This window comes from Bacillus sp. FSL R10-2780 (assembly GCF_038006125.1).
GTDB classification, from domain to species: domain Bacteria; phylum Bacillota; class Bacilli; order Bacillales; family Bacillaceae_G; genus Bacillus_A; species Bacillus_A cereus_U.
In genome coordinates this window covers 3,794,608-3,817,895 of the sequence record NZ_JBBOUQ010000001.1, presented here as the reverse complement: position 1 = coordinate 3,817,895, position 23,288 = coordinate 3,794,608, and the positions used below count along the sequence as shown (strand labels likewise).

The window sequence follows — 23,288 nt, the reverse complement described above, 5'->3', positions numbered from 1 at the left end:
GCATCATACTGTTTCCTAACTTTTCCAAGGAATACAATGTAAATATAAGAAACGGCGGGGGTGGAGAGATGGAAAAGATTATTGAAGTAAATGGTGTTTCTAAAACATTTAAACATAAAAAAGCAGTAAATAACGTTTCATTTCATGTAAATAAAGGGCAAATAGTAGCATTACTCGGTCCAAATGGTGCGGGGAAAACAACGACAATTTCAATGATGCTCGGATTAAAAGATCCGACAGAGGGGAATGTCTCTATATTTGGAAAGAGTCCGAAGCATAGAGATGCTCGTAATAGCCTCGGTGCGATGCTACAAGAAGTAAGTGTGATTGATAGTATCACGGTAGAAGAAGCAATCGAGTTATTCCGTAGTTATTATACGAATCCAGTAGCGAAAGAAACATTACTTCAGTTATCAAATTTAGAATCAGAGCGAAAGCAAAGATGTGAGAAATTATCGGGTGGCCAAAAGAGAAGGTTAAATTTTGCACTGGCACTTGCAGGAAATCCAGAGTTGTTATTTTTAGATGAGCCGACAGTTGGAATGGATATTACGTCTCGAAAAACATTTTGGGAAACGATTAGAAAGTTAGCAAGTGAAGGGAAAACGATTATTTTAACGACGCACTATTTAGAAGAGGCAGATGCTTTAGCGGATCGGATTTTATTATTTGCGAACGGAAAGATCATCGCAGATGGTACGCCAGATGAAATGAAAGCGACGATTTCTCGAAAAACGATTTCGTTTTATTCGAAAGAAAGTATCCCTATGGGCTTGCTAAAGGAATTGCCGAATGTAACAGGAGTACAGTCAAATGAGGGGCGGATTATTTTAACAACGGAGGATACTGATGCCACGTTACAAGCAATTTATCAAAAGAACTTACCTGTAACAGATATTTCAGTTGAACGTGGAAGTCTCGACGAAGCATTTGAACAGTTTGTCGCAAATCAGAAGGGGGAAATCGCATGAGAGCACTATGGATGCAATGTAAAATAGAGGTTTTGCGTACGTTCCGTAATAAATTATTTATCTTTTTCTCATTATTAATGCCAGTTATGTTTTACTATATTTTCACAAATGTTATTCAAGTCCCACAAAACGGAGATGCTTGGAAAGCTCATTATTTAATTTCAATGGCGACTTTCAGTATTGTAGGGACTGCACTTTTTAGTTTCGGTGTGAGACTTTCTCAGGAAAAAGGGCAAGGCTGGACACATCTTTTAAAAATCACACCACTTCCAGAGGGAGCATATTTAGCAGCAAAGATTATTGCTCAAACAGTAGTGAATGCTTTTTCAATCTTAGTTATTTTTATGGCAGGAATATTAATTAATAATGTCGAGTTAACAGTAGGTCAATGGATTGGTGCCGGATTATGGTTATTATTAGGCGTGACACCATTTTTAGCACTCGGAACAGTAATAGGTTCAATCAAAAAGGCGGATGCAGCTGCTGGCCTGGCTAATATTTTAAATATGAGCTTAGCTGTAGTTGGCGGATTATGGATGCCAATTGAAGTATTCCCAAAAGTATTAAGAACTATTGGAGAATGGACACCAACATATCATTTTGGTAGCGGGGCATGGGATATTGTAGCTGGAAAATCAATTGGATGGGAAAATATCGCGGTACTAGGAGGTTATTTCCTTATATTTGTTGTAGTATCAATATATATAAGAAAAAGACAGGAAGCGGTATAAATGATAGAGAAGAAGAGGATTGAGATTTTTCCAAAATATATGGGATTCTTCCCATATATTTGGCTCGTGTATCTGCTATTTCCAATTTATAATTTAACACAAGTATCAGGATGGAAGCTTGTAATTGGCATCGGTATGTTGATAGTTTTCATTGTCACATACCGTCAACTTTATTTCGTTCAAAAGACGTTCATTTTATGGGCATGTATTCAAATGTTACTAACCTTTTTATTTGCTGTATTTTATAATCCTTTTATGATTTTCTTTGGATTTTTTACGGCAAGTGCGATGGGATTTGCACCAAGTAAAAAAGTATTTCGATTGTTGTGGGGCCTGTTAATTGTAATGCTGGGAGCTTTTACATTTGTAAACTTTAATCAACTAACAACTACAAGTTTAGTGAATATAGTCCCAATGTTTATTTTAATGCTCCTTACACCATTTGGAATGCGTAATTTTAATCAAAAAAAGGTATTAAGGAATCAATTAAACGAAGCAAACGAACAAATTAAAGATTTAGTAAAACGTGAAGAACGTCAGCGAATTGCAAGAGATCTTCATGACACGTTAGGACACACACTATCTCTTATTACTTTAAAAAGTCAGCTTGTTGAGAAGTTAATTGTGAAAAATCCGGAGCGGGCAAGTATGGAAGCGAAGGAAATTACACAAACATCTCGTACCGCTTTAAAGCAGCTGAGGGAATTAATTTCTGATATGCGCATGATTACAGTAGAAGAAGAGCTTGAGCAAATAAAAGCGATTTTGCAAGCAGCCAATATTGAATTGGAAGTAAAGCAGGAGGCTAATTCTAGTTCGTTATCGCCAATCGAGCAAAATATTTTAGGTATGTGTTTACGTGAGGCAGTTACGAATGTAGTGAAGCATAGTAAGGCGACAGTGTGCATTGTTTCTATATTAGAATCACAAGGTGAATTGATTTTAAAAGTAGAAGATAATGGCGTCGGTTTAGAGGAGCAAAATCATGATGGAAACGGCATTCGTGGTATAAAGGAACGAATTGCCTTAATTGACGGTCTAGTGGAGCTAGATACGATTAATCCGGGGACGCTATTAACAGTAAAAGTACCAGTTGTCATTAGAACAGGAAAAGATGAGGTGAGGGCATGATTCGAATTATTATTGCGGAAGATCAACGGATGCTTCGTGGTGCATTAGGAGCCCTACTTGATTTAGAAGATGATATGGAAGTGATTGGGCAAGCTGCGAACGGGGAAGAGGCGTTAAAATTAATTGAATCGTTAAAGCCGGATATAAGTATTATGGATATTGAAATGCCGATTCAAAGTGGATTGGATGTTGCTGAAACTTTAAAGAAAGAAAAATCATTATGCAAAGTAATGATTTTAACAACATTTGCAAGGCCAGGGTATTTTGAAAGGGCGATGAAAGCTGGTGTGCACGGATATTTGTTAAAAGATAGCCCGAGTGAAGATTTAGCCGCAGCAATTCGTAATGTAATGAAGGGAAAACGAGAGGTTTCTCAAGATTTAATGTTTGGTTTATGGCAGGAGCAAAATCCATTATCAGATCGTGAAAAAGAAGTATTGTTACTTGCTAAAGAAGGAAAGACGGCAAATGAAATTGCGAAAACACTTTATCTTTCACCGGGTACAGTACGTAATTATATTTCCGAAGTGTTAACGAAGCTCGACGCGAAAAATAGAATTGAGGCAATTACAATTGCGGAAGAAAAGGGATGGATATAAAAAGAAGTTTACCTATAGTCGGTAAACTTCTTTTTTTCTTATTTTCCTTGTTGTACTTCTACTACTTTATTAATTTTTGCTAGTGCTGTATATCCATGTGCTTGGAAAGCCTTTTCGAATTCTGTTGCTGTCGTATTACCATATAAGTCTTTTGCAGCTTGTACAATGTGAGATTGAAGTGATTCAAAATCTTCTGCTGAAGTTGCGTAGTTTTGCAATGCACGCATAACAACTTTACTTACTTTTTCATTTCCTTGTCTTTGAACAGATATACCGTTATACGTTTTACCTTCAGCTAATTGATATAATACATGGCTAATGATTCCGGAATTCACATGAGATTCTTGATTATTTCCATCATTATAGAAATCTTGTAAGTTTGTATATAGTTTGTTGCCGCCGTCACCAATTTCCCCTGGGATGTCACGAATTGTTAGACCACCTAACGTATCACCCATAATCCAATTTCCTTTATCTTTCTTTACGTAATATTCTATTTGTGTACCCCAAAAATCTGCTAAACCTTCATTTAGCGCAGATGTTTCAGCACTTGGATATCGCACAATTTTATTTTTCGTCGTACCACTAAATACAGCATGTCCAAATTCATGGGCTGTTACGTCAAGAGCAGAGGTTAATTTTCCATTTAGCCCGTCACCAAAGACCATTTGATTCCAACCTGGATGCCAAAACGCATTTACATAGTTTTCTTTTACACCATCACTAACTTCAGTAGAATCAAATCCGTGGACGCTAGCAACAACTTTTGAATCTTTATTATCGTAACTTTTTAGATTATGTTCTTTCTTAAAATAGTCGTAAATATTGCTCATGTTTTTCATAACACCAGCTGCTTCTTTATCTGCAAAGTTCGAAGTGTTACTTGAAATAAGTGTCCCTGGATAACCGGCTTGGCTATTGCCACCAAGAGAGTCAGCATAGTCTGCGTTATAAATATAAATACCATTTCCACGGGATAAATCAGCTAAATAAAATTTTCCGTCAGTACCTTTTGCGATATTAAATAATACATTTTCTTGTAGCGCATTTTTCCCAGTTCCTTGTTCTTTCGCTGGTGATAGTTTAGGTGCTGTTACTTGATTAATAGTTTTATTCTCTTTATTTTTAATAAACTTTTCTTGGAAAAGTACTTCACCAGTTTGTAAGTCCATGATTGCATTTCCGTTTATAACTTGTTCATTGTTTTCATAAGTAAATGTAAGGACCGTTGCGTATGTATAGTGCCCATCTTTTTTCGTATAAACTACCGTTTCGCTAGAAAATTCTGTTTCTGTCGCATCACTTGGAATTTGAAGTATATTGCGTAATTTAGATTTTACTTCATTTTTCGACAAAAAATTTGTTATAGTAAGATTAAGTTGTTGGTCTAAATTTTGGGCAACTTTACCACTAACAGTTGTAATTACTCCATTTTTATCTACTTTTACAATGAGATCTTGACCATATACTTTATAGTTTTTGTATGTTTGTGCAAGGCGTAATTCGGTTTGATTTTCTTTTGTTTCTGTATTTGTAGGTTGAAAATCGACATTCTTTTCAGTAGTAACTTGCTCTTGTTGAGCTTTAGCCCCATTTACCTCACCTTTTAAATACTTTTTAGCAATATTCTCTTTTGTATCGTTTTGAGGTTGTGTTAATTTTCCGATTGTTAAACCAGGCTGAGCAATTTCAACTTTCACTTCATTTTTATCTAATTCTTGAGCGTGAATAGCTTCTGTTGATAAAGGACAAAGAAGACCGAATGTAACGAAAGCACTAGCAAGTTTTCTATAATTCATCTATAACACTCCTAATCTTGTATTGTGTATGTGAGATGAATTGTATGAGGAATTTGCGGAATTTTATATATATTATGCATTATTTCATATCAAAAATTGTCGAATTCACATTATTGTAGTGGTATGACAACTTAAAAAAAATTAGATTGTTATAATGGGATGGTGAGTAAGTATGCATGCAGAAAAATTAGGAAGCGAAATAAAGAAAATTAGGGTAATGAGAGGATTAACACAGAAACAACTCTCCGATAATGTATGTCATCAATCGGAAGTGAGCAGAATTGAATCGGGCGCGGTATACCCAAGTATGGATATATTGCAAGGTATCGCAGCGAAGTTACAAGTTCCCATTATTCATTTTTATGAGGTACTCATTTATTCCGATATCGAGAGGAAAAAGCAGTTTAAAGATCGAATTATTATACTTCTTAAGCAAAAGAAATATAAAGAGATTTATAATAAAGTATGGAATGAGCTGAAAAAGGAAGAGTATCATCCTGAGTTTCAGCAGTTTCTTCAATGGCAATATCATGTATCTGCGTATGTGCTAAAGAAGATTGATTATGAATATTGTATTCTAGAGTTAAAAAAGCTACTAAATCAACAATTAACGGGAATAGATGTGTATCAAAATCTTTATATAGAAAATGCGATTGCAAATATTTATGCTGAAAATGGCTATTTTAAGAAGAGTATTGAGTTATTTGAGGATATATTAAAGCAAGTAGAAACATTGCATAATAATGAAGAATTCGATGTGAAGGTAAGATATAATCACGCGAAAGCATTATACTTAGATAACCAATATGAAGAAGCACTTTATCAAGTGAATAAAGCGATTGAAATATCGTGCCGGATTAATAGTATGGCATTAATTGGACAGCTATACTATCAAAGAGGTGAATGCCTAGAGAAGTTAGAGCATGATGGGGCAGAGATTGAAGATGCATATAAGAAAGCAAGTTTCTTTTTTGATATATTAGAAATGCATGTATATAAAGAAGCGCTTGCAAATAAAATCAACAGATAAACACCCTAAAAAATGGATATGCATAATTGCATACGGTATGGATAAATTTTCATGATATATTAAAAGAAAAAATGTGGGTGATGGAATATGAAAAAACTACTTATTGGTAGTCTATTAACGTTAGCGATGGCATGGGGTATTTCATTAGGAGATACAGCTTTAGAGAAAAGCCAGGTAATTTCTCATAATAATCAAGAGGTACAATTAGCTTCAGATCTACCTTTTGAATATTAAAAAACAACCGTCTTACTTAGACGGTTGTTTTTTCGTTGAGTAACATCCAAACATCTTTACTAGAAACAGGTTTGCTAAAGAGGAATCCTTGAATGTGGTCACAGTTTTGTTCGTGTAAAAACTTCCATTGTTCTTCTGTTTCTACACCTTCCGCAATAACCTCTAAATTTAATTCTTTTGATAGCGTAATAATGGAAGCGATAATCGCTTCTTCTAAAGGGCTATTTGTAATTCCACAAATAAATTCTCGAGCAATTTTTAATGTATTGATTGGATATTTCGTTAAATAAGCTAAAGAACTATAACCAGTTCCAAAGTCATCAATTGAAATTTGGATACCGAGATTTTGAAGTTCTTCTAGTTTAGCAATTACAGAATGATTTTGATTAATTGCGATACTTTCCGTAATCTCAATATCTAGCGCTTCTGGCTTTAGTTCTGTTTCTTCCAAGACTTTTGAAATAGTTGATATTAAATCTGCGTGATTAAATTGAACAACAGATAAATTTACACCAACCTTTAAGTGAGAAAATCCTTGGTTATGCCACTTTTTTGCTTCTAAGCAGGCGGTACGTAAAATCCAATTACCAAGTTCAATAATAAATCCTGTTTCCTCCGCTAGAGGAATGAATTGGGCAGGCGATACAATTCCGAGTTTTGGATGTTTCCAGCGAACTAATGCCTCAAAACCGATAATTTGTTTTGTTTTTGTATTTACTTGCGGTTGATATTCAAGGAAAAATTCATTTTGTTGCAGAGCTTTTGAAAGTTCACCTTCTAGGAAGTGTATTTCATTTTGCGCAATACTCATTTCTTTTGAGAAGAAAATGAATCTGTTTTTTCCATTAGCTTTTGCTCGGTACATAGCCATATCTGCATTTTTCATTAATTCGGTTACATCGGTTCCGTAGTCAGGGTACATCGCAATTCCGATACTCGGTGTAACAGAAAGTTCTTCATCTTTAATAAAGTAAGGCTTATTTAAAATAGTTAAAATTTGTTCAGCTATAAAAGAAGCACTTTTTTCAGAGTACATATCTGGTAATAGAATCGTAAATTCATCTCCGCCTTGGCGGGCAACGATATCTTTTGAACGCAAACATCCACGTAATCTTTTTGCTACTTCAATTAATAATAAATCCCCGACATCATGGCCGAGTCGATCGTTAATTTTTTTAAATCGATCTAAGTCGAGGAACATGACCGCAACGTCATTAGTGTTGTTTTGAGCTGTATTTAAAATCGTTTTTAAATCTTTTTCGAATTTCCGGCGATTCGGTAGTCCTGTAAGTGCATCATGGAAAGCCATATGCTCTACTTGCTTTTGTTTTTCATATAAAGTTGTAATATCACGTGCTATACCAAACATCCCAACAACTTCTTTATTTATGAAAGTAGGGATGAGTGTAATGTGAAGGTAATAGTAGTAGCCTTCTTTTTCTTTTGTACGAACCTCTAAAGTTTGTGGTCTACCTTCTTTAGTTATTTGTAAAGCTCTCTTTAGTAGATCATGGTCTTTTAAATCAATAAAGTGTAGAAGGGAATAGCTTTCGACTTCACAATAGTAGGCAGTAAATAAGCTTTCACAAGCCTTATTAGATTGTTGAAAAATGCCATTCATATTTAAAGAGAAAACGGCATCAGGATGATCTTCGAATAAAGATGTATAACGTTGTTCACTTTTTGATAACGCAGATGCACCTTCTTCAACTTTTCCTTCTAGTTGTGTAGTCAACTGTTCGTACGTATCGATTAGTACTTGATTATCTTTCCACATGTAAAGTTGTCGTAGGAATAATAAGATGAGTGATAATACGAGACCGATTAACATGAACTTATCATCCCAAGGTTGAATAAGAATAAAGGCAAAGGTAATGATTATACTGAAATATGGTAATATAAAGCGCACATAATCGAATCGATAATATTTCGCTTTCGTTTCATGTTGCATGGGTTTATCCAAAATGTACAATATGGATGATAAACCGATTAGTAAAATCGAAGCAGTATGTATTAAATAAGAGACTTCAGAAGAAGTTTCCATTCCTGAGGTTATCTGAAGCAAGTGTATATATCCGTAAACAAGTATGATAGTAAAGCCGATAATTAATGAGATTCTGCTAGAAGAATACTGCTCTCTCCTATATAGGCTAATAACGGCGTAAATTACTAATGATTGTGCGATAAAATACCCAATCAAAAGCCACGTGTCCTTCGTCAACATACGAAAGCTGGAAATATCTAAAATAAAAGTTAAGGTAAAATAAATATTCATAATAACAATAAAGATGCTATCGAATGAAAATTGAGCAAGGCCTCTAATAGAGTAATGTTTTATAAACTTTATAGCAAAGCCAGAAAAGAGCAAAATATATTGTATGATGAAAAAAGGCAATGCCTTATATGAGAATATGACTTGATCATATATAGAAAGTGAATGAAGAAATAAAGTTATCTCCATAGCTAATCCACATATACAAGTGCATAGTACTAGAACCCAAAATAGTTTGTCACCGTGCTTCATCTTTTTAATTGCTTTATATAAGCAATAGCAAGAAAAGAGTGTAGCAAACCAAAATAAGAAGAGAATTCCAATTTCTTTTATATTTAAATCCCTAGGGATAAGGAATATCCAAAGAGAAAATATAATTATATACATCATGACAAATTGTACATATTTTTTTTGATTAATCATATTATGACTCCGTTTCAATAAAGTTGAATCGCAGGGGGAAAATGCTAATTTAAATAATAGCATATAAATTGGGATGTTTTTTGCTATAAGAATTACTTTTTTTGAAAAAATAGCGCAGTGTTACAAATTACCATTGTAACGTTGCGCCGTTTTTTCTTTTTATCCCTCTTATAGAAGCGATTTCATCTATTAACTGAAGAAGTGCTAAATCCTTTTGTTTACTTTCAATCATAATATCGAAATCATGATCAATTTTTTTTGTAATGTGCAAAAAAGGTTTAATAAACTCTAAATCAATATAATCTGCGTGGGCCCTAAATTCTTTTTCAGATCTAGGAGAAGAAATATGAACTTTAGGAAGGACATTTGTATGTGACCAAGTTTTAAATATCATAGGAAGTAATTCTTCTAGCGGTTCATTACAAAGGTTCGCTATGTGATGATGATAATCGAACACGAAAGGGATTTTTTCTTTTTGACAAATAGCCAAAGTTTCAGAAGTTGTATATGTTTTATCGTCATTTTCAAGAGTCATTTGTCTTTTTATATGGTAAGGAAGTTGTTGTATGTTTTCATGAAAACGTTCGATTGCCTTCTCCTTATTTCCATACGCGCCACCTACATGGATATTAATGTAGGAAGAATCTGCAATTCCCATAGCATTTAACACGTTATAATGATAGGTCATATCTGTAATTGCATTAGTTGTAATATGTGGTTTGTCGCTTGTAAATAGTGTGAATTGATTGGGATGAAAACTTACGCGTAAATTGTGTTCTTGAATTAATGCTCCTATTTTACGCCATAGCGGAGCAAATAGTTGAATGTAATCAAATTTAACTTCAGGATGTGTTGCAAGCGGGACGATAGAAGATGATAAACGATATAATGGAATTTCGTGTGCAATATTGTAATGAAGGATGCGTATTGTGTGTTCTAGATTTTGCAGTGTGACATTATATAATTTATCTTCACGCTCTTGTTTTTTTAGTTTTTTCCAGCTTGTAAATGTCATTGTTTTGGCAGGCGAACAGTCCCATAATGCCGTAGCATGTGAGACATATCCAAATCGCATTATCATATGTGATTCACCTCTTTGGCTCTTGAAATTTCCCTATAAAAAGAACGCGAGTATCGTTCCTATCCATTCCTTTCCTCTATCAATAATGGAGAGAGGGCTGACATCTTCAAAGGAAAGTAATGAGGAGCGTCCCAAATCTTCCTCGAATTTGCTTTTTACTTCTTGTATGAAATGTTTATCGTATAAAAGGCAATTGATTTCATGGTTACTATATAAACTTCTCATATCGAAATTAGCAGTTCCGATATCACAAATATGATCATCTACTATAATAATTTTTGCGTGGAAAAATCCTTGCTGAAAAGCGTAAATATTACAACCAGCTTGTATTAACTTTCGGCAATATGGGAATTTTGCTTCTCGAACGAGGGCGTGATCTGCCTTTTGTGGAACGAGAATAGTTATTTGAACCCCACGTTTTCGTGCTTTTAATAATGCGTTCATAATTTTTTTTCCAGGAATAAAATATGGTGTACCGATAAAGAGTTCTTTTTCCGCGCTTTCGATTAAATGTAAAAATGTATTTTGTAAATAGGCACCATCAGTAGGGATGAAGCGATGTAGAATAGCACCAGGTTGTTGTTCTGGAAAATAAAGAGAGGAATCTAATAAGTTTTGGTTCGTATCATCAAACCAGTCATGTAAAAATTGTTTTTGTAAATCTTGTATCCCTTCACCTGTAAGACGTAAATGATAATCTCTCCATAACCCTAACTTTTGATTGTGCCCTAAATATTCCTCGCCGATATTAAATCCACCAATATAACCAATTTTCCCGTCAATAACTGTAATTTTTCTATGATTTCTTTGATTGGCAGAAAAGAAAAGAAAAGGAAATTTTACTTTGTGACAAAATGAAAAAGAGACACCATGCTTTTGTAGGGAGTAAACCGCTTCTTTTGATAAATAATGACTTCCAAACCGGTCGAGTAAAAGTCTTACTTCAATTCCTTCTTGTGCTTTATCGATAAGTAACTTTAAAAATTTACGACTTATGTCATCGTTTTTTACAATAAAAAATAAGACGTGCACATGGTGTTTAGCTTGTTTTATATCAGTAAAGAGAGCATCGTACAGATCATTTCCGTATGTATAAAGGCGAAAATCACTTTGACGTAAAGAGAAAGAACGAGAACGTACGCGCTTTAAATGAAGAATTCTCCCGTATGAAAGGTCGATTGTAATCCAGAGAGCGCTGCCTAATAACAAGAGAGATAAGAAGAACATAAGTAAATTCCCTCCTTCACGGTCTTTTCACCATCAGTTTTTTATAAATTAAAACTTTACTTTATTCCGCTATTTTCGGGCAGTAAGACTCCCACCTCAAAATTGGGTTAAAGCAAAGAAGTTGGTTGGGATTAGGGCTGCCCGTAAAAGCCTGATTGGTGTAGGCTAATAATCATTGGGTATGAACAGCCCCGCCGATTAAAGTTTCACTTTATAGTTTCACCGAAATAAACAGCTTTATTAAAAAATGTGTTGTTGTATAACAAAAAACTGTTGACTGAATGCTCACTCATTATATAATGGAAATAGGGGATACAATTCAGAAAATTATATATTTTCGAAGATTCTAAAAAAGGAAGAGGGCTTACAAAGAGAGGGGTAGCATAAAATGAATAGCTTACTAATCATTAATTGGCTGGCTGCCATTGCTGTTATTGCTTATGCGGGATATTTGTTTGTATATCTTATACGAACGAGGATGGCCTACATACAATTAGGAAAAAAGATTGAATTTGACCGTCGTTTTAAAGAACGTTGGGATCTCCTTAAGGTCAATGTTTTCGGTCAAAAAAAGCTGCTGAAAGATAAAAAGAGCGGCATCATTCACGTTATGTTCTTTTACGGATTTATTCTTGTCCAATTTGGAGCAATTGACTTCGTTTGGAAAGGGCTCGCACCAGGATCACATCTTCCACTTGGACCACTATATCCTGCATTTACATTCTTCCAGGAAATTGTCACACTTGTTATTTTAATTGCAGTCTTTTGGGCTTTTCATAGACGCTATGTTGAAAAGCTTGTTCGTTTAAAACGTAATTTCAAATCAGGTCTTGTCCTTATCTTTATCGGTGGCTTAATGATTTCTGTGCTACTTGGTAATGGAATGGGAATTATATGGCATGGCGAAGAGCTTTCGTGGAGTGAACCAATCGCTTCTGCAATCGCTTACGTTTTCTCAGGGATAAATGAAACCGTAGCCATTTCAGTGTTCTATTTCTCTTGGTGGGTGCATCTATTAATCCTGTTAACGTTTTTAGTTTATGTACCACAATCAAAACATGCGCATTTAATTGCTGGACCAGTTAACGTATTTTTTGGTCGTCTTTCAAATCCAGGAAAACTTGAAAAAATCGATTTTGAAGATGAAACGCAAGAAACATTCGGTGTTGGTAAAATTGAAGACTTTAGACAAAATCAACTTATCGACTTATATTCTTGCGTCGAATGTGGTCGTTGTACAAATATGTGTCCGGCAACAGGAACAGGGAAAATGTTATCACCGATGGATTTAATTTTAAAACTTCGTGATCATTTAACTGATAAAGGAGCAGCGGTAACATCAAAAGCACCGTGGGTTCCAGTTGTTGCTTTTAATAATACACAAGGAAATCAGTTAGCGATGATGGCAGCTGGAAAAGGACAACAAGAATCAGCGGCTACAGCGCTAGCGTACGATCCAAGTTTAATCGGAGATGTTATTACAGAAGAAGAGATTTGGGCATGTACAACGTGCCGTAACTGTGAGGACCAGTGCCCAGTTATGAATGAGCATGTTGACAAAATTATTGATTTACGCCGCTATCTCGTTTTAACAGAAGGGAAGATGGACGCGGAAGCGCAGCGTGCAATGACAAACATTGAGCGTCAAGGGAATCCGTGGGGACTGAATCGTAAAGAGCGTGAAACATGGCGCCAAGGTGACGATGAAGTAACAGTTCCAACTGTAAAGGAGAAATCAAAAGCTGGCGAAGAGTTTGAATACTTATTCTGGGTTGGGTCAATGGGTTCGTATGACAATCGCAGTCAGAAGATTGCGATATCATTTGCGAAGCTAATGAACGAAGCAGGCATTTCATTCGCAATTCTTGGTAATAAGGAAAAGAACTCTGGTGATACACCGCGCCGCCTTGGAAATGAATTTGTATTCCAGGAAATGGCGACTAAAAATATTGAAGAATTTGAAAAAGCAGGAGTGAAGAAAATCGTTACGATTGACCCTCATGCTTATAACACTTTTAAAAATGAGTACCCGGACTTTGGCTTACAAGCAGAAGTCTATCATCATACAGAATTACTAGCTCAGTGGGTGAAGGAAGGACGTTTAAAACCTGTCCATTCTATTGAAGAGACAGTTACGTATCATGATTCCTGTTACTTAGGAAGATACAACGAAGTATACGAAGCACCGCGCGATATTCTAAAAGCAATTCCAGGTGTAAACCTTGTAGAAATGGCGCGTAACCGTGAAACGGGAATGTGCTGTGGTGCGGGTGGTGGCCTAATGTGGATGGAAGAAACGGCAGGTTCTCGTATTAACGTTGCTCGTACAGAACAAGCGCTAGCTGTGCAGCCGTCAATTATCGGTACAGGATGCCCGTATTGCTTAACGATGATTAGTGACGGTACGAAAGCGAAAGAAGTTGAAGAAACAGTTCAAACTCTGGACGTAACAGAGATTTTAGAACGCTCAGTTATCGGACAGAAGAAAGAAGCAATGTAGTTTGTAGGAATGCATCCAACTTTAGAAAGAGGTGCAATAATTGCACCTCTTCTAAGCGTAGGAATGCCGAGCGAGCGCTCGGTGCTAAAAAAAGAAATGGGGGAAAGAAACATGAGTAAAACAGTTATTTTAAGTGCTGCAAGAACACCGGTTGGAAAATTTGGAGGAACTTTAAAAGACGTGAAAGCAACAGAACTTGGAGGAATCGCAATTAAGGCAGCGCTTGAAAGAGCGAATGTTTCCGCTAGTGATGTTGAAGAAGTTATATTTGGAACGGTTATCCAAGGAGGGCAAGGACAAATTCCATCACGCCAAGCAGCAAGAGCGGCCGGCATTCCTTGGGAAGTGCAGACAGAAACAGTAAATAAAGTTTGTGCATCAGGACTTCGCGCAGTTACGTTAGCGGATCAAATTATTCGTACTGGTGATCAATCACTGATTGTAGCTGGTGGAATGGAATCGATGAGTAACAGCCCTTACATTTTACGAGGGGCAAGATGGGGATACAGAATGGGTAACAACGAAGTTATCGATTTAAACGTTGCAGACGGTTTAACATGCGCATTTTCAGGTATACACATGGGTGTTTATGGCGGAGAAGTTGCAAACGAGGATGGGATCTCCCGCGAAGCACAAGATGAATGGGCATATCGTAGCCATCAACGTGCGGTTTCGGCACATAAGGAAGGTCGTTTTGAAGAGGAGATTGTACCAGTAACAATTCAGCAAAGAAAAGGCGATCCTATCGTCGTGGCTAAGGATGAGGCGCCGCGTGAAGATACAACGGTTGAAAAATTAGCGAAATTAAAGCCTGTTTTTGATAAGACGTCGTCGGTGACAGCTGGTAATGCTCCTGGACTAAATGATGGCGGTGCTGCGCTTGTATTAATGAGCGAGGACAGAGCGAAGCAAGAAGGAAGAAAGCCATTAGCGACAATTTTGGCGCATACGGCGATTGCGGTAGAATCGAAGGATTTCCCAAGAACACCAGGTTATGCAATTAATGAATTGCTGAAAAAGACAGGTAAGACAATTGAAGACATAGATCTATTTGAAATCAATGAGGCATTTGCGGCTGTAGCAATTGCAAGTACAGAAATCGCAGGAATCGATCCGGAAAAATTGAATGTAAATGGTGGTGCTGTAGCAATGGGGCATCCAATTGGAGCGAGCGGAGCACGTATTATCGTTACACTTATCCATGCACTGAAGCAGCGCGGCGGCGGAATTGGAATTGCTTCTATTTGTAGCGGTGGAGGTCAAGGTGATGCAGTGATGATTGAGGTTCATTAATTTACGTTCAGGAAATTTTCGGTTTATTAACAACTTATATTAAGGGGGAAGAAAGAATGGGTGTACAAAAAATAGTTGTAATTGGTGCAGGGCAAATGGGTTCAGGTATCGCACAAGTGTGTGCAATGGCAGGCTATGATGTGAAAGTACAAGATTTAAAGCAAGAGCAATTAGATAGAGGGCTAGCTGTTATTTCGAAAAATTTAGCCCGCCAAGTAGAAAAAGGTCGTATGAAGGAAGAAGAGAAAGAAGCGACTTTAAATCGTCTTACATGGACGCTCGATTTAAATAGTGTCAAAGAAGCGGATCTTATTATTGAAGCAGCTGTTGAGAAAATGGATATTAAAAAGAAAATTTTTGCGAATCTAGATGAAATTGCTCCAGAACACGCAATTTTAGCGACGAATACGTCATCGCTACCAATTACGGAAATTGCAGCGGTAACGAAACGTCCTGAGAAAGTAATCGGCATGCACTTTATGAATCCAGTTCCAGTTATGAAACTTGTTGAAATTATTCGTGGTTTAGCTACAGATGATGCAGTGTACGAAACGATTGAGGATATTACGAAAAAAATCGGGAAAGTGCCAGTTGAAGTAAATGATTTCCCAGGGTTTGTATCGAACCGTATTTTATTACCGATGATTAACGAAGCAATCTATACGTTATATGAAGGTGTAGCGACGAAAGAAGCGATTGATGAAGTAATGAAACTCGGTATGAATCATCCGATGGGACCACTTACATTAGCTGATTTTATCGGTTTAGATACGTGTTTATACATTATGGAAGTGTTGCATGAAGGATTAGGAGATAGTAAATATCGCCCATGTCCATTATTACGTAAGTATGTGAATGCAGGATGGTTAGGACGTAAAACGGGTCGTGGTTTCTACGTTTACGAATAAATTCCTCCCTTTATTAAAGTAGTGGTCTTACCAAATTATTAAAAAGATATATAGCAAACGGAGGCGAAGTACATGAATTTTCATTTTACTGAAGAGCAACAAATAATGAGGAAAATGGTTCGAGATTTTGCGCAGAAGGAAATAGCTCCCTTTGTTCCTAGTATGGAACAAGGGGTGTTCCCAAAAGAGATTTTGCAAAAGATGGGTGAGCTTGGACTAATGGGTATTCCAGCGCCTGCAAAATATGGCGGGGCAGAAATGGATTTTATTTCTTATATTTTAGCAATTGAGGAAATTTCAAAGATAAGTGCAACGGTTGGTGTAATTTTAGCTGTACATACGTCAGTTGGAATGAACCCGATTTTGTATTTCGGAACAGAAGAACAGAAGCAGAAGTATGTTTCTAAACTGGCGACTGGTGAATATTTAGGCGCATTTGCTCTAACAGAACCGAATGCAGGATCAGATGCAGGCAGTTTGAAATCAAGAGCTGTAAAGAAAGGCGATCACTACATCATTAATGGATCGAAAGTCTTTATTACAAATGGTGGTGAAGCAAGTACATATATCGTCTTCGCGTCTACAAATCCAGAGGCGGGGAAAAGCGGGATTTCAGCATTTATAGTAGAGAAAGATACACCAGGCTTAATCATCGGAAAAGATGAGCATAAGATGGGGCTTCTTGGTTCTCGTACAGTGCAACTTACGTTTGAAGATATGAAAGTGCCGGCTGAGAATTTACTTGGTGAAGAAGGACAAGGATTTAAGGTGGCAATGGCGAATTTAGATGTTGGGCGAATTGGAATCGGAGCGCAGGCATTAGGAATCGCGGAAGCGGCGCTTGCAAGTGCGATTGATTATGCGAAAGAGCGTGAGCAATTCGGAAAGCCAATTGCGGCGCAGCAAGGAATCGGATTCAAACTTGCAGATATGGCGACTAGCGTAGAAGCAGCGCGATTACTTGTATACAGAGCGGCATCGCTAAGAGCACAAGGATTACCATGCGGTAAAGAAGCTTCTATTGCGAAATTATTTGCTTCTAAGACGGCTGTTGAAGTTGCGATTGAAGCAGTGCAAGTATTTGGTGGTTATGGTTATACGAAAGATTATCCAGTAGAAAGATTTTTCCGTGATGCGAAGATCACACAAATATATGAAGGAACGAGCGAAATACAAAAGCTTGTAATTAGTCGAGCTTTATAAAAAGGCAGAGGGGGAGACGGGAATGCATTTTAAATTATCAGAAGAACATGAAATGATAAGGAAAATGGTTCGGGATTTTGCAAGGAATGAAGTAGCACCGACAGCAGCAGAGCGTGATGAGGAAGAGCGATTTGATCGCGCTTTATTCGATCAAATGGCAGAGCTTGGTTTGACCGGTATTCCGTGGCCTGAAGAATACGGCGGAATTGGAAGCGATTACTTGGCGTATGTAATTGCCGTTGAAGAGTTATCCCGCGTTTGTGCTTCTACAGGTGTAACGTTGTCTGCACATACTTCACTTGCTGGATGGCCAATTTTTAAATTTGGAACGGAAGAGCAAAAACAAAAGTTTTTGCGCCCAATGGCTGAAGGGAAGAAAATTGGTGCATATGGCTTAACAGAACCAAGCTCTGGATCAGATGCTGGTGGAATGAGGACGACTGCAAAACGAGATGGAGACCATTACATTTTAAATGGTTCGAAAATCTTTATTACAAATGGCGGCATTGCTGATATTTATGTTGTTTTTGCATTAACAGATCCTGATTCGAAGCAGCGCGGCACGAGTGCATTTATTGTGGAGAGTGATACGCTAGGGTTTTCAGTTGGGAAGAAGGAAAGTAAGTTAGGAATTCGCTCTTCGCCAACGACTGAAATTATGTTTGAAGACTGCCGTATTCCTGCAAGGAATCTGCTAGGGGAAGAGGGCCAAGGATTTAAAGTTGCGATGCAAACGTTAGATGGCGGTCGTAATGGTATTGCGGCGCAAGCGGTTGGGATTGCACAATCCGCTTTAGATGCTTCTGTAGAATATGCAAGAGAACGTCATCAGTTTGGGAAGCCGATTGCGGCGCAACAAGGAATTGGCTTTAAACTTGCAGATATGGCAACGGATGTAGAGGCAGCGCGTCTTTTAACATATCAAGCGGCTTGGCTTGAATCTGAAGGGCTTCCGTACGGGAAAGAGTCAGCGATGTCAAAAGTATTTGCAGGTGATACAGCGATGAAGGTAACGACTGAAGCAGTACAAGTATTTGGTGGTTATGGTTATACGAAAGATTATCCAGTAGAGCGTTATATGCGCGATGCAAAGATTACACAAATATATGAGGGAACACAAGAGATTCAAAGGCTTGTAATTTCTCGTATGTTAACGAAGTAGGAACGAAAGCGTAGGTATTTTCCTACGCTTTTTACTTCCAAAAATAATAGAGAGAGGTGAAGGGATGGTTAAACATAATGTACATGCGTCAGTGAAAGATGAAAAATTAGTTGCGTTAAGGCGTGAACAAATGATTAAAGGTGCGGTGCAGCTGTTTAAGCAAAAAGGATTCCCGCGTACAACAACGAGAGAAATTGCGAAAGCGGCTGGATTTAGTATCGGAACACTTTATGAATACATTCGCACAAAAGATGATGTATTATATTTAGTTTGTGATAGTATTTATGAACATGTAAAAGAGCGGTTAGAGAAAGTAGTGTGTACAGAGAAGGGAAGTATAGAAAGCTTAAAGATAGCGATAACGAATTATTTTAAAGTGATGGATGAATTGCAAGAAGAAGTATTAATTATGTATCAAGAGGTACGTTTTTTACCGAAAGAATCACTCCCATATGTATTAGAAAAAGAGTTTCAAATGGTCGGGATGTTTGAGAATATTTTAGAGCAGTGTACTGAAAATGGGACATTTACACTAAATAAAAAGGAAATACAGCTTCTTGCACATAATATTTTCATACAAGGACAAATGTGGGGATTTAGACGTTGGGCCCTGCAAAAACTGTATACTCTCGAAGAATATACAGAAATGCAAATTAGGTATGTACTGCAAGGTGCGCATATGTTTCCGAAATAAGGAATGGACAAATTATAATTTTATCCCGCTATTTGTGGGCAGTAAGACTCCCACCTCAAAATTCGGCTGGAACAAAGAAGTTAGGTGGGAGATCAAACGCCCGTAAACGCCCGATTGGTGAAGGCTAATAATCAGTGGGGGATGAACAAAACCCCACTGATTAAAGTTTCACTTTATTACCATATAAAGTTTCCCGTTTTTTTTTTGTAGCATATTTGTGCGACTTTTGTTTATAATGAATAGTATGGATTTTTTTAAGCAGACCGTTGTATATAAGGTTATATTTGAAGAAAGGAAGTGCCGCATAAGTGAATTTTAAGCAATATTCACCAGAAGAGCTAAAAGAATGTTCAATGATTGAAGTTGTACATAGCGTTTTAGGGAATAAAAGACAAGCAACGACATTCAACGAGTTGGTTCAAGAAATCGCTCAAGTGCTGGGACTATCTCAAGGACAAGTTAATACGAAACTCGCACAATTTTATACAGATTTAAACATCGATGGACGTTTCATTAATTTAGGAGAAAATCGTTGGGGGCTACGCAGCTGGTACCCATATGAGCAAATTGATGAAGAAATTCTGCCTCAGCCAAAACCGAAGAAGAAACGTAAAGTTGAAGAGGACGGTTTTGACGACTACATCGAAGAAGATGAAGATGAATTCGGCGATGCAGAAGGAAACGCAGACCAAGAAGAAGATGTAGAAGATTTGGACAAGGTTCTTGAAGAAGAAGACGCAGATGATGAAGATGATGATCTTGATGATGTAGAAGAAGATGATGAAGACTTCGCAGAAGAAGAACTTGAGTACGATGAAACTGAAGAAGAAGAAGAGGAAGAGCGTTAGTTCTTGACTTTTCATTATCGTCCATGTAGAATCATTTTTGGGCTCTTTAAAAAAGGACGATAATACTTTTAAAGTGTAAATATAAAAGAAAATTGCTCCCTACTTATTACTTTATGTGATGAGGGGAGCAATTTTCTTTTTTGTTTTTTGTTTAGAAAATAAAAAGAGCCTAACAATAAGATAGATACACTGTTATCTACATACGTTGCGCTTTGCAACGGTGATTATATAACAACGAAGTAGAAGGGAGTATTTTCATGACTAAGTATATTTTTGTAACAGGCGGTGTAGTATCGTCTTTAGGTAAAGGTATTACAGCAGCATCTCTTGGAAGACTTTTAAAAAATCGTGGTTTAAACGTAACTATTCAAAAGTTTGATCCATACATTAACGTAGACCCAGGGACTATGAGCCCATACCAACACGGTGAGGTATTTGTAACAGATGATGGTGCAGAAACGGACTTAGACCTAGGTCACTATGAGCGTTTTATCGACATCAACTTAAATAAATACAGCAACGTAACAACAGGTAAAATTTACTCTTCAGTTCTTCAAAAAGAGCGTCGTGGTGAATATTTAGGAGGAACAGTTCAAGTTATTCCTCACATTACTAACGAAATTAAAGAACGTGTATATCGTTCTGGTCGCGAAACAAACGCCGACGTTGTTATTACAGAAATCGGTGGAACTGTTGGTGATATCGAGTCTCTACCATTCTTAGAAGCAATTCGTCAAATTAAGAGCGACATCGGTCGTGACAATGTAATGTACATTCACTGTACGTTAATCCCGTACTTAAAAGCAGCGGGTGAAATGAAAACAAAACCAACGCAACATAGCGTTAAAGAGCTTCGCAGCTTAGGTATTCAGCCGAACATTATCGTTGTTCGTACAGAATTACCTGTTTCTCAGGACATGAAAGACAAGCTTGCATTATTCTGTGACATCGATACAAAAGCAGTTATCGAAGCACGCGATGCAGATACTTTATATGCGGTTCCATTAGCTCTTCAAGAACAAAACATGGACCAAATCGTTTGCGATCACTTAAAATTAGACAATCCTGCTGCAGATATGACAGATTGGACTGCACTAGTTAATAAAGTACGTAACCTTTCTAAGAAAACAAAAATCGCTCTTGTTGGTAAATACGTAGAGCTTCAAGACGCATATATTTCTGTTGTAGAAGCACTTCGTCATGCAGGTTATTCATTCGACACAGATGTAGAAGTGAAATGGGTAAACGCTGAGCACGTAACAGCAGAGAACGTAAAAGAATTAGTTGGCGACACAGATGGTATCCTTGTACCAGGTGGCTTCGGCGATCGTGGTGTAGAAGGTAAAATCGTTGCAATTCAATATGCTCGTGAAAACAAAGTTCCATTCTTAGGAATTTGCCTAGGTATGCAACTTGCATCAATCGAATTTGCACGTAACGTATTAGGATTAGAAGGAGCTAACTCTTCTGAAATTAATCCTGACACACCTTATGCAATTATCGATTTATTACCAGAACAAAAAGATGTAGAAGATTTAGGTGGTACACTTCGCCTTGGTCTATACCCATGTAAGCTTGCTGAAGAAACAAATGCTTACAATGCTTACAACGAGCCGGTTATATATGAGCGTCATCGTCATCGTTATGAGTTCAACAATCAATTCCGTCCAGATATGGAAAAAGAAGGATTTGTATTCTCTGGTACAAGCCCAGACGGTCGTCTAGTGGAAATTATTGAATTACAAGATCATCCTTGGTTCGTGGCAGCACAGTTCCATCCAGAACTTGTATCTCGTCCAAACCGTCCGCAACCATTGTTCCATGATTTCGTAAGTGCTTCTATTACGAATAAAGAGAGCAAGTAATAAAAAAAAGCGCCTGAAATAGGGCGCTTTTTTTAATATTCGTTTAACATTTCATCAATTGTAAATTTCAATCCGTGATAAGCAAATAAAGTTATAATTAAACTTGGGAACCCGTAGCGGTTACCTTCATCATCTGGAATAAGACCTTTTAACAGCTTTGTATCAATATGTACATCTGTATATTGTTCCAGTGATTCAGCACCTTCTTGAATAGCCGAGATTCCAACGATAGATTGGCCGTCTTCATGAAGTTTTTTCGCGGTTGTTATAATTTCTTCATCTGTCGAAAAACGACTAATAAGAAGTACGCGGTCCGCAGAAGTCACTGCCGCCAGTTCACCGTTTTCTATTAAACGTTTTGCCTGTTTCATTGGTTCGGCACCAAATAATGCTTCTGAAACAATACCCTCCATTTCGTTTGTACCATGCAAGTAAATGAAGCCGTCACCAATTAACGCCTGGGCAAGTAGACGAGCGCTATCTTCTATATTCATTTCTTCTTTTTGAGAAATTCTGGAGAAATATCCACTTAATTGAGTCGAGAAAATTTTTAACATGTTGTTGCTCCTTTCTTTCGTGTTAGCTGGTTCTCATTATAGCTTATTTTTTTTGGAAAGGGGAAATAGTAGGGTGGCATAACAAAATAGGAAACGGTAAAATAAGAAAGAATAGGAAGGGATTTGGCAAAGAGTAGCGAAAATAAACCGATAAGATATAAGAAGCTTTAAATCTTGTACTTACACAGAAAGGTTGGGAGTTATGGAAGGAAAAATTTTAATCGTTGATGATCAATATGGCATTCGTGTTTTATTGCATGAAGTGTTCCAAAAAGAAGGTTATCAGACGTTTCAAGCAGCGAATGGATTTCAAGCTTTAGATATCGTGAAAAAAGATAATCCAGATTTAGTAGTGTTAGATATGAAAATCCCAGGTATGGATGGTATAGAGATTTTAAAACATGTAAAAGAAATTGATGAGAGTATTAAAGTGATTTTAATGACTGCTTATGGAGAATTGGATATGATTCAAGAAGCGAAAGATTTAGGAGCTTTAATGCACTTTGCTAAACCGTTTGATATTGATGAGATTCGTCAAGCGGTGAGAGATCAGCTTGCTGTAGAGGCGTAAAAAATGAATTTTTTATAAAAAATATGGAAAAAAGCGTTTACATGGACTATTGAGCAGGTGAATACAGTTGAGTTTTTGAGTACAAGTTGTTATCCTATTGAGTGTAGAAAGAAGTCCGGTATGTAAATATACATATTTTACCTTATTCTGGTCATACTACCAGCGATAAGAATTTATCGGATACAAAAA

20 protein-coding genes are annotated in these 23,288 nt (G+C 37.0%); 15 read left to right on the top strand and 5 right to left on the bottom strand.

What is annotated here, in order from left to right:
- The first annotated feature begins 68 nt into the window (after nucleotides 1-68).
- Genes NSQ47_RS19965 through NSQ47_RS19950 form a run of 4 tightly spaced genes read left to right on the top strand, consistent with a single transcriptional unit; the run spans nucleotide 69 to nucleotide 3,432 of the window.
- Nucleotides 69-971 carry an ABC transporter ATP-binding protein gene (locus NSQ47_RS19965; RefSeq protein ID WP_341037827.1) on the top strand — a complete coding sequence of 301 codons (903 nt, stop codon included), beginning with the start codon at nucleotides 69-71 and terminating at the stop codon, nucleotides 969-971.
- Entirely contained in the window at nucleotides 968-1,702 is a 735-nt protein-coding gene (locus tag NSQ47_RS19960; protein ID WP_002113090.1) for an ABC transporter permease, read from the top strand. The genes NSQ47_RS19965 and NSQ47_RS19960 overlap by 4 nt, the downstream gene beginning before the upstream one ends.
- Entirely contained in the window at nucleotides 1,703-2,833 is a 1,131-nt protein-coding gene (locus NSQ47_RS19955) for a sensor histidine kinase (protein WP_341037825.1), read from the top strand.
- Nucleotides 2,830-3,432 (top strand): response regulator transcription factor, encoded by a 603-nt coding sequence (locus NSQ47_RS19950; protein ID WP_131232876.1) that lies wholly within the window; start codon nucleotides 2,830-2,832, stop codon nucleotides 3,430-3,432. Before NSQ47_RS19955 ends, NSQ47_RS19950 begins: the two co-directional genes overlap by 4 nt.
- Before the next feature lie 38 nt (nucleotides 3,433-3,470).
- Here the strand turns inward: NSQ47_RS19950 and NSQ47_RS19945 are convergent, their stop codons facing one another.
- A complete protein-coding gene (locus NSQ47_RS19945) occupies nucleotides 3,471-5,231 on the bottom strand; it encodes a M4 family metallopeptidase (RefSeq protein WP_341037823.1) in 1,761 nt (586 codons plus the stop codon).
- 172 nt (nucleotides 5,232-5,403) lie between these two features.
- On the opposite strand from NSQ47_RS19945, the gene NSQ47_RS19940 reads away from it, so the two are divergent.
- Together NSQ47_RS19940 and NSQ47_RS19935 are read left to right on the top strand one after the other, a co-directional pair.
- Complete coding sequence (locus NSQ47_RS19940; RefSeq protein WP_016106729.1) at nucleotides 5,404-6,261, top strand: helix-turn-helix domain-containing protein; 858 nt, start codon at nucleotides 5,404-5,406, stop codon at nucleotides 6,259-6,261.
- An 87-nt stretch (nucleotides 6,262-6,348) separates the two neighbouring features.
- On the top strand, nucleotides 6,349-6,495 hold the full coding sequence (locus NSQ47_RS19935) for a quorum-sensing peptide PapR (RefSeq protein WP_033714914.1): 147 nt from the start codon (nucleotides 6,349-6,351) through the stop codon (nucleotides 6,493-6,495).
- Between the two features lie 16 nt (nucleotides 6,496-6,511).
- Here the strand turns inward: NSQ47_RS19935 and NSQ47_RS19930 are convergent, their stop codons facing one another.
- The 3 genes from NSQ47_RS19930 to cls form a co-directional block, all read right to left on the bottom strand.
- On the bottom strand, nucleotides 6,512-9,190 hold the full coding sequence (locus NSQ47_RS19930) for a DUF4084 domain-containing protein (RefSeq protein ID WP_341037822.1): 2,679 nt from the start codon (nucleotides 9,188-9,190) through the stop codon (nucleotides 6,512-6,514).
- A 127-nt stretch (nucleotides 9,191-9,317) separates the two neighbouring features.
- Nucleotides 9,318-10,271, bottom strand: coding sequence for a UV DNA damage repair endonuclease UvsE (uvsE, locus tag NSQ47_RS19925; RefSeq protein ID WP_199715297.1), 954 nt, complete (start codon nucleotides 10,269-10,271; stop codon nucleotides 9,318-9,320).
- A gap of 33 nt (nucleotides 10,272-10,304) precedes the next feature.
- Entirely contained in the window at nucleotides 10,305-11,498 is a 1,194-nt protein-coding gene (gene cls, locus NSQ47_RS19920) for a cardiolipin synthase (protein WP_002113079.1), read from the bottom strand.
- Between the two features lie 388 nt (nucleotides 11,499-11,886).
- On the opposite strand from cls, the gene NSQ47_RS19915 reads away from it, so the two are divergent.
- From NSQ47_RS19915 to pyrG, 8 genes are all read left to right on the top strand, one after another.
- Nucleotides 11,887-13,998, top strand: coding sequence for a heterodisulfide reductase-related iron-sulfur binding cluster (locus NSQ47_RS19915; protein WP_002198758.1), 2,112 nt, complete (start codon nucleotides 11,887-11,889; stop codon nucleotides 13,996-13,998).
- Nucleotides 13,999-14,007: 9 nt separating this feature from the next.
- A complete protein-coding gene (locus NSQ47_RS19910; protein ID WP_088079762.1) occupies nucleotides 14,008-15,291 on the top strand; it encodes an acetyl-CoA C-acetyltransferase in 1,284 nt (427 codons plus the stop codon).
- Between the two features lie 56 nt (nucleotides 15,292-15,347).
- Entirely contained in the window at nucleotides 15,348-16,199 is an 852-nt protein-coding gene (locus NSQ47_RS19905) for a 3-hydroxybutyryl-CoA dehydrogenase (RefSeq protein WP_002113074.1), read from the top strand.
- A gap of 72 nt (nucleotides 16,200-16,271) precedes the next feature.
- Complete coding sequence (locus tag NSQ47_RS19900; RefSeq protein WP_199709259.1) at nucleotides 16,272-17,402, top strand: acyl-CoA dehydrogenase; 1,131 nt, start codon at nucleotides 16,272-16,274, stop codon at nucleotides 17,400-17,402.
- Nucleotides 17,403-17,424: 22 nt separating this feature from the next.
- The gene (gene acdA, locus NSQ47_RS19895) at nucleotides 17,425-18,564 is read left to right on the top strand and encodes an acyl-CoA dehydrogenase AcdA (protein ID WP_002113071.1); all 1,140 of its coding nucleotides are present in this window, start codon (nucleotides 17,425-17,427) and stop codon (nucleotides 18,562-18,564) included.
- 64 nt (nucleotides 18,565-18,628) lie between these two features.
- Entirely contained in the window at nucleotides 18,629-19,258 is a 630-nt protein-coding gene (locus NSQ47_RS19890; protein ID WP_002159764.1) for a TetR/AcrR family transcriptional regulator, read from the top strand.
- A gap of 308 nt (nucleotides 19,259-19,566) precedes the next feature.
- Nucleotides 19,567-20,106 carry a DNA-directed RNA polymerase subunit delta gene (gene rpoE / locus NSQ47_RS19885; protein WP_002159765.1) on the top strand — a complete coding sequence of 180 codons (540 nt, stop codon included), beginning with the start codon at nucleotides 19,567-19,569 and terminating at the stop codon, nucleotides 20,104-20,106.
- A 257-nt stretch (nucleotides 20,107-20,363) separates the two neighbouring features.
- On the top strand, nucleotides 20,364-21,971 hold the full coding sequence (gene pyrG, locus NSQ47_RS19880; RefSeq protein ID WP_016106722.1) for a CTP synthase: 1,608 nt from the start codon (nucleotides 20,364-20,366) through the stop codon (nucleotides 21,969-21,971).
- A gap of 32 nt (nucleotides 21,972-22,003) precedes the next feature.
- Here pyrG and NSQ47_RS19875 read toward each other — a convergent pair whose 3' ends face one another.
- Nucleotides 22,004-22,528, bottom strand: a complete 525-nt coding sequence (locus NSQ47_RS19875; protein ID WP_002159767.1) for a DUF2529 domain-containing protein — start codon at nucleotides 22,526-22,528, stop codon at nucleotides 22,004-22,006.
- Between the two features lie 202 nt (nucleotides 22,529-22,730).
- On the opposite strand from NSQ47_RS19875, the gene spo0F reads away from it, so the two are divergent.
- Nucleotides 22,731-23,099: a sporulation initiation phosphotransferase Spo0F gene (gene spo0F / locus NSQ47_RS19870; RefSeq protein WP_000398592.1), complete on the top strand. Its 369-nt coding sequence runs from the start codon at nucleotides 22,731-22,733 to the stop codon at nucleotides 23,097-23,099.
- The last annotated feature ends 189 nt before the right edge of the window (nucleotides 23,100-23,288 follow it).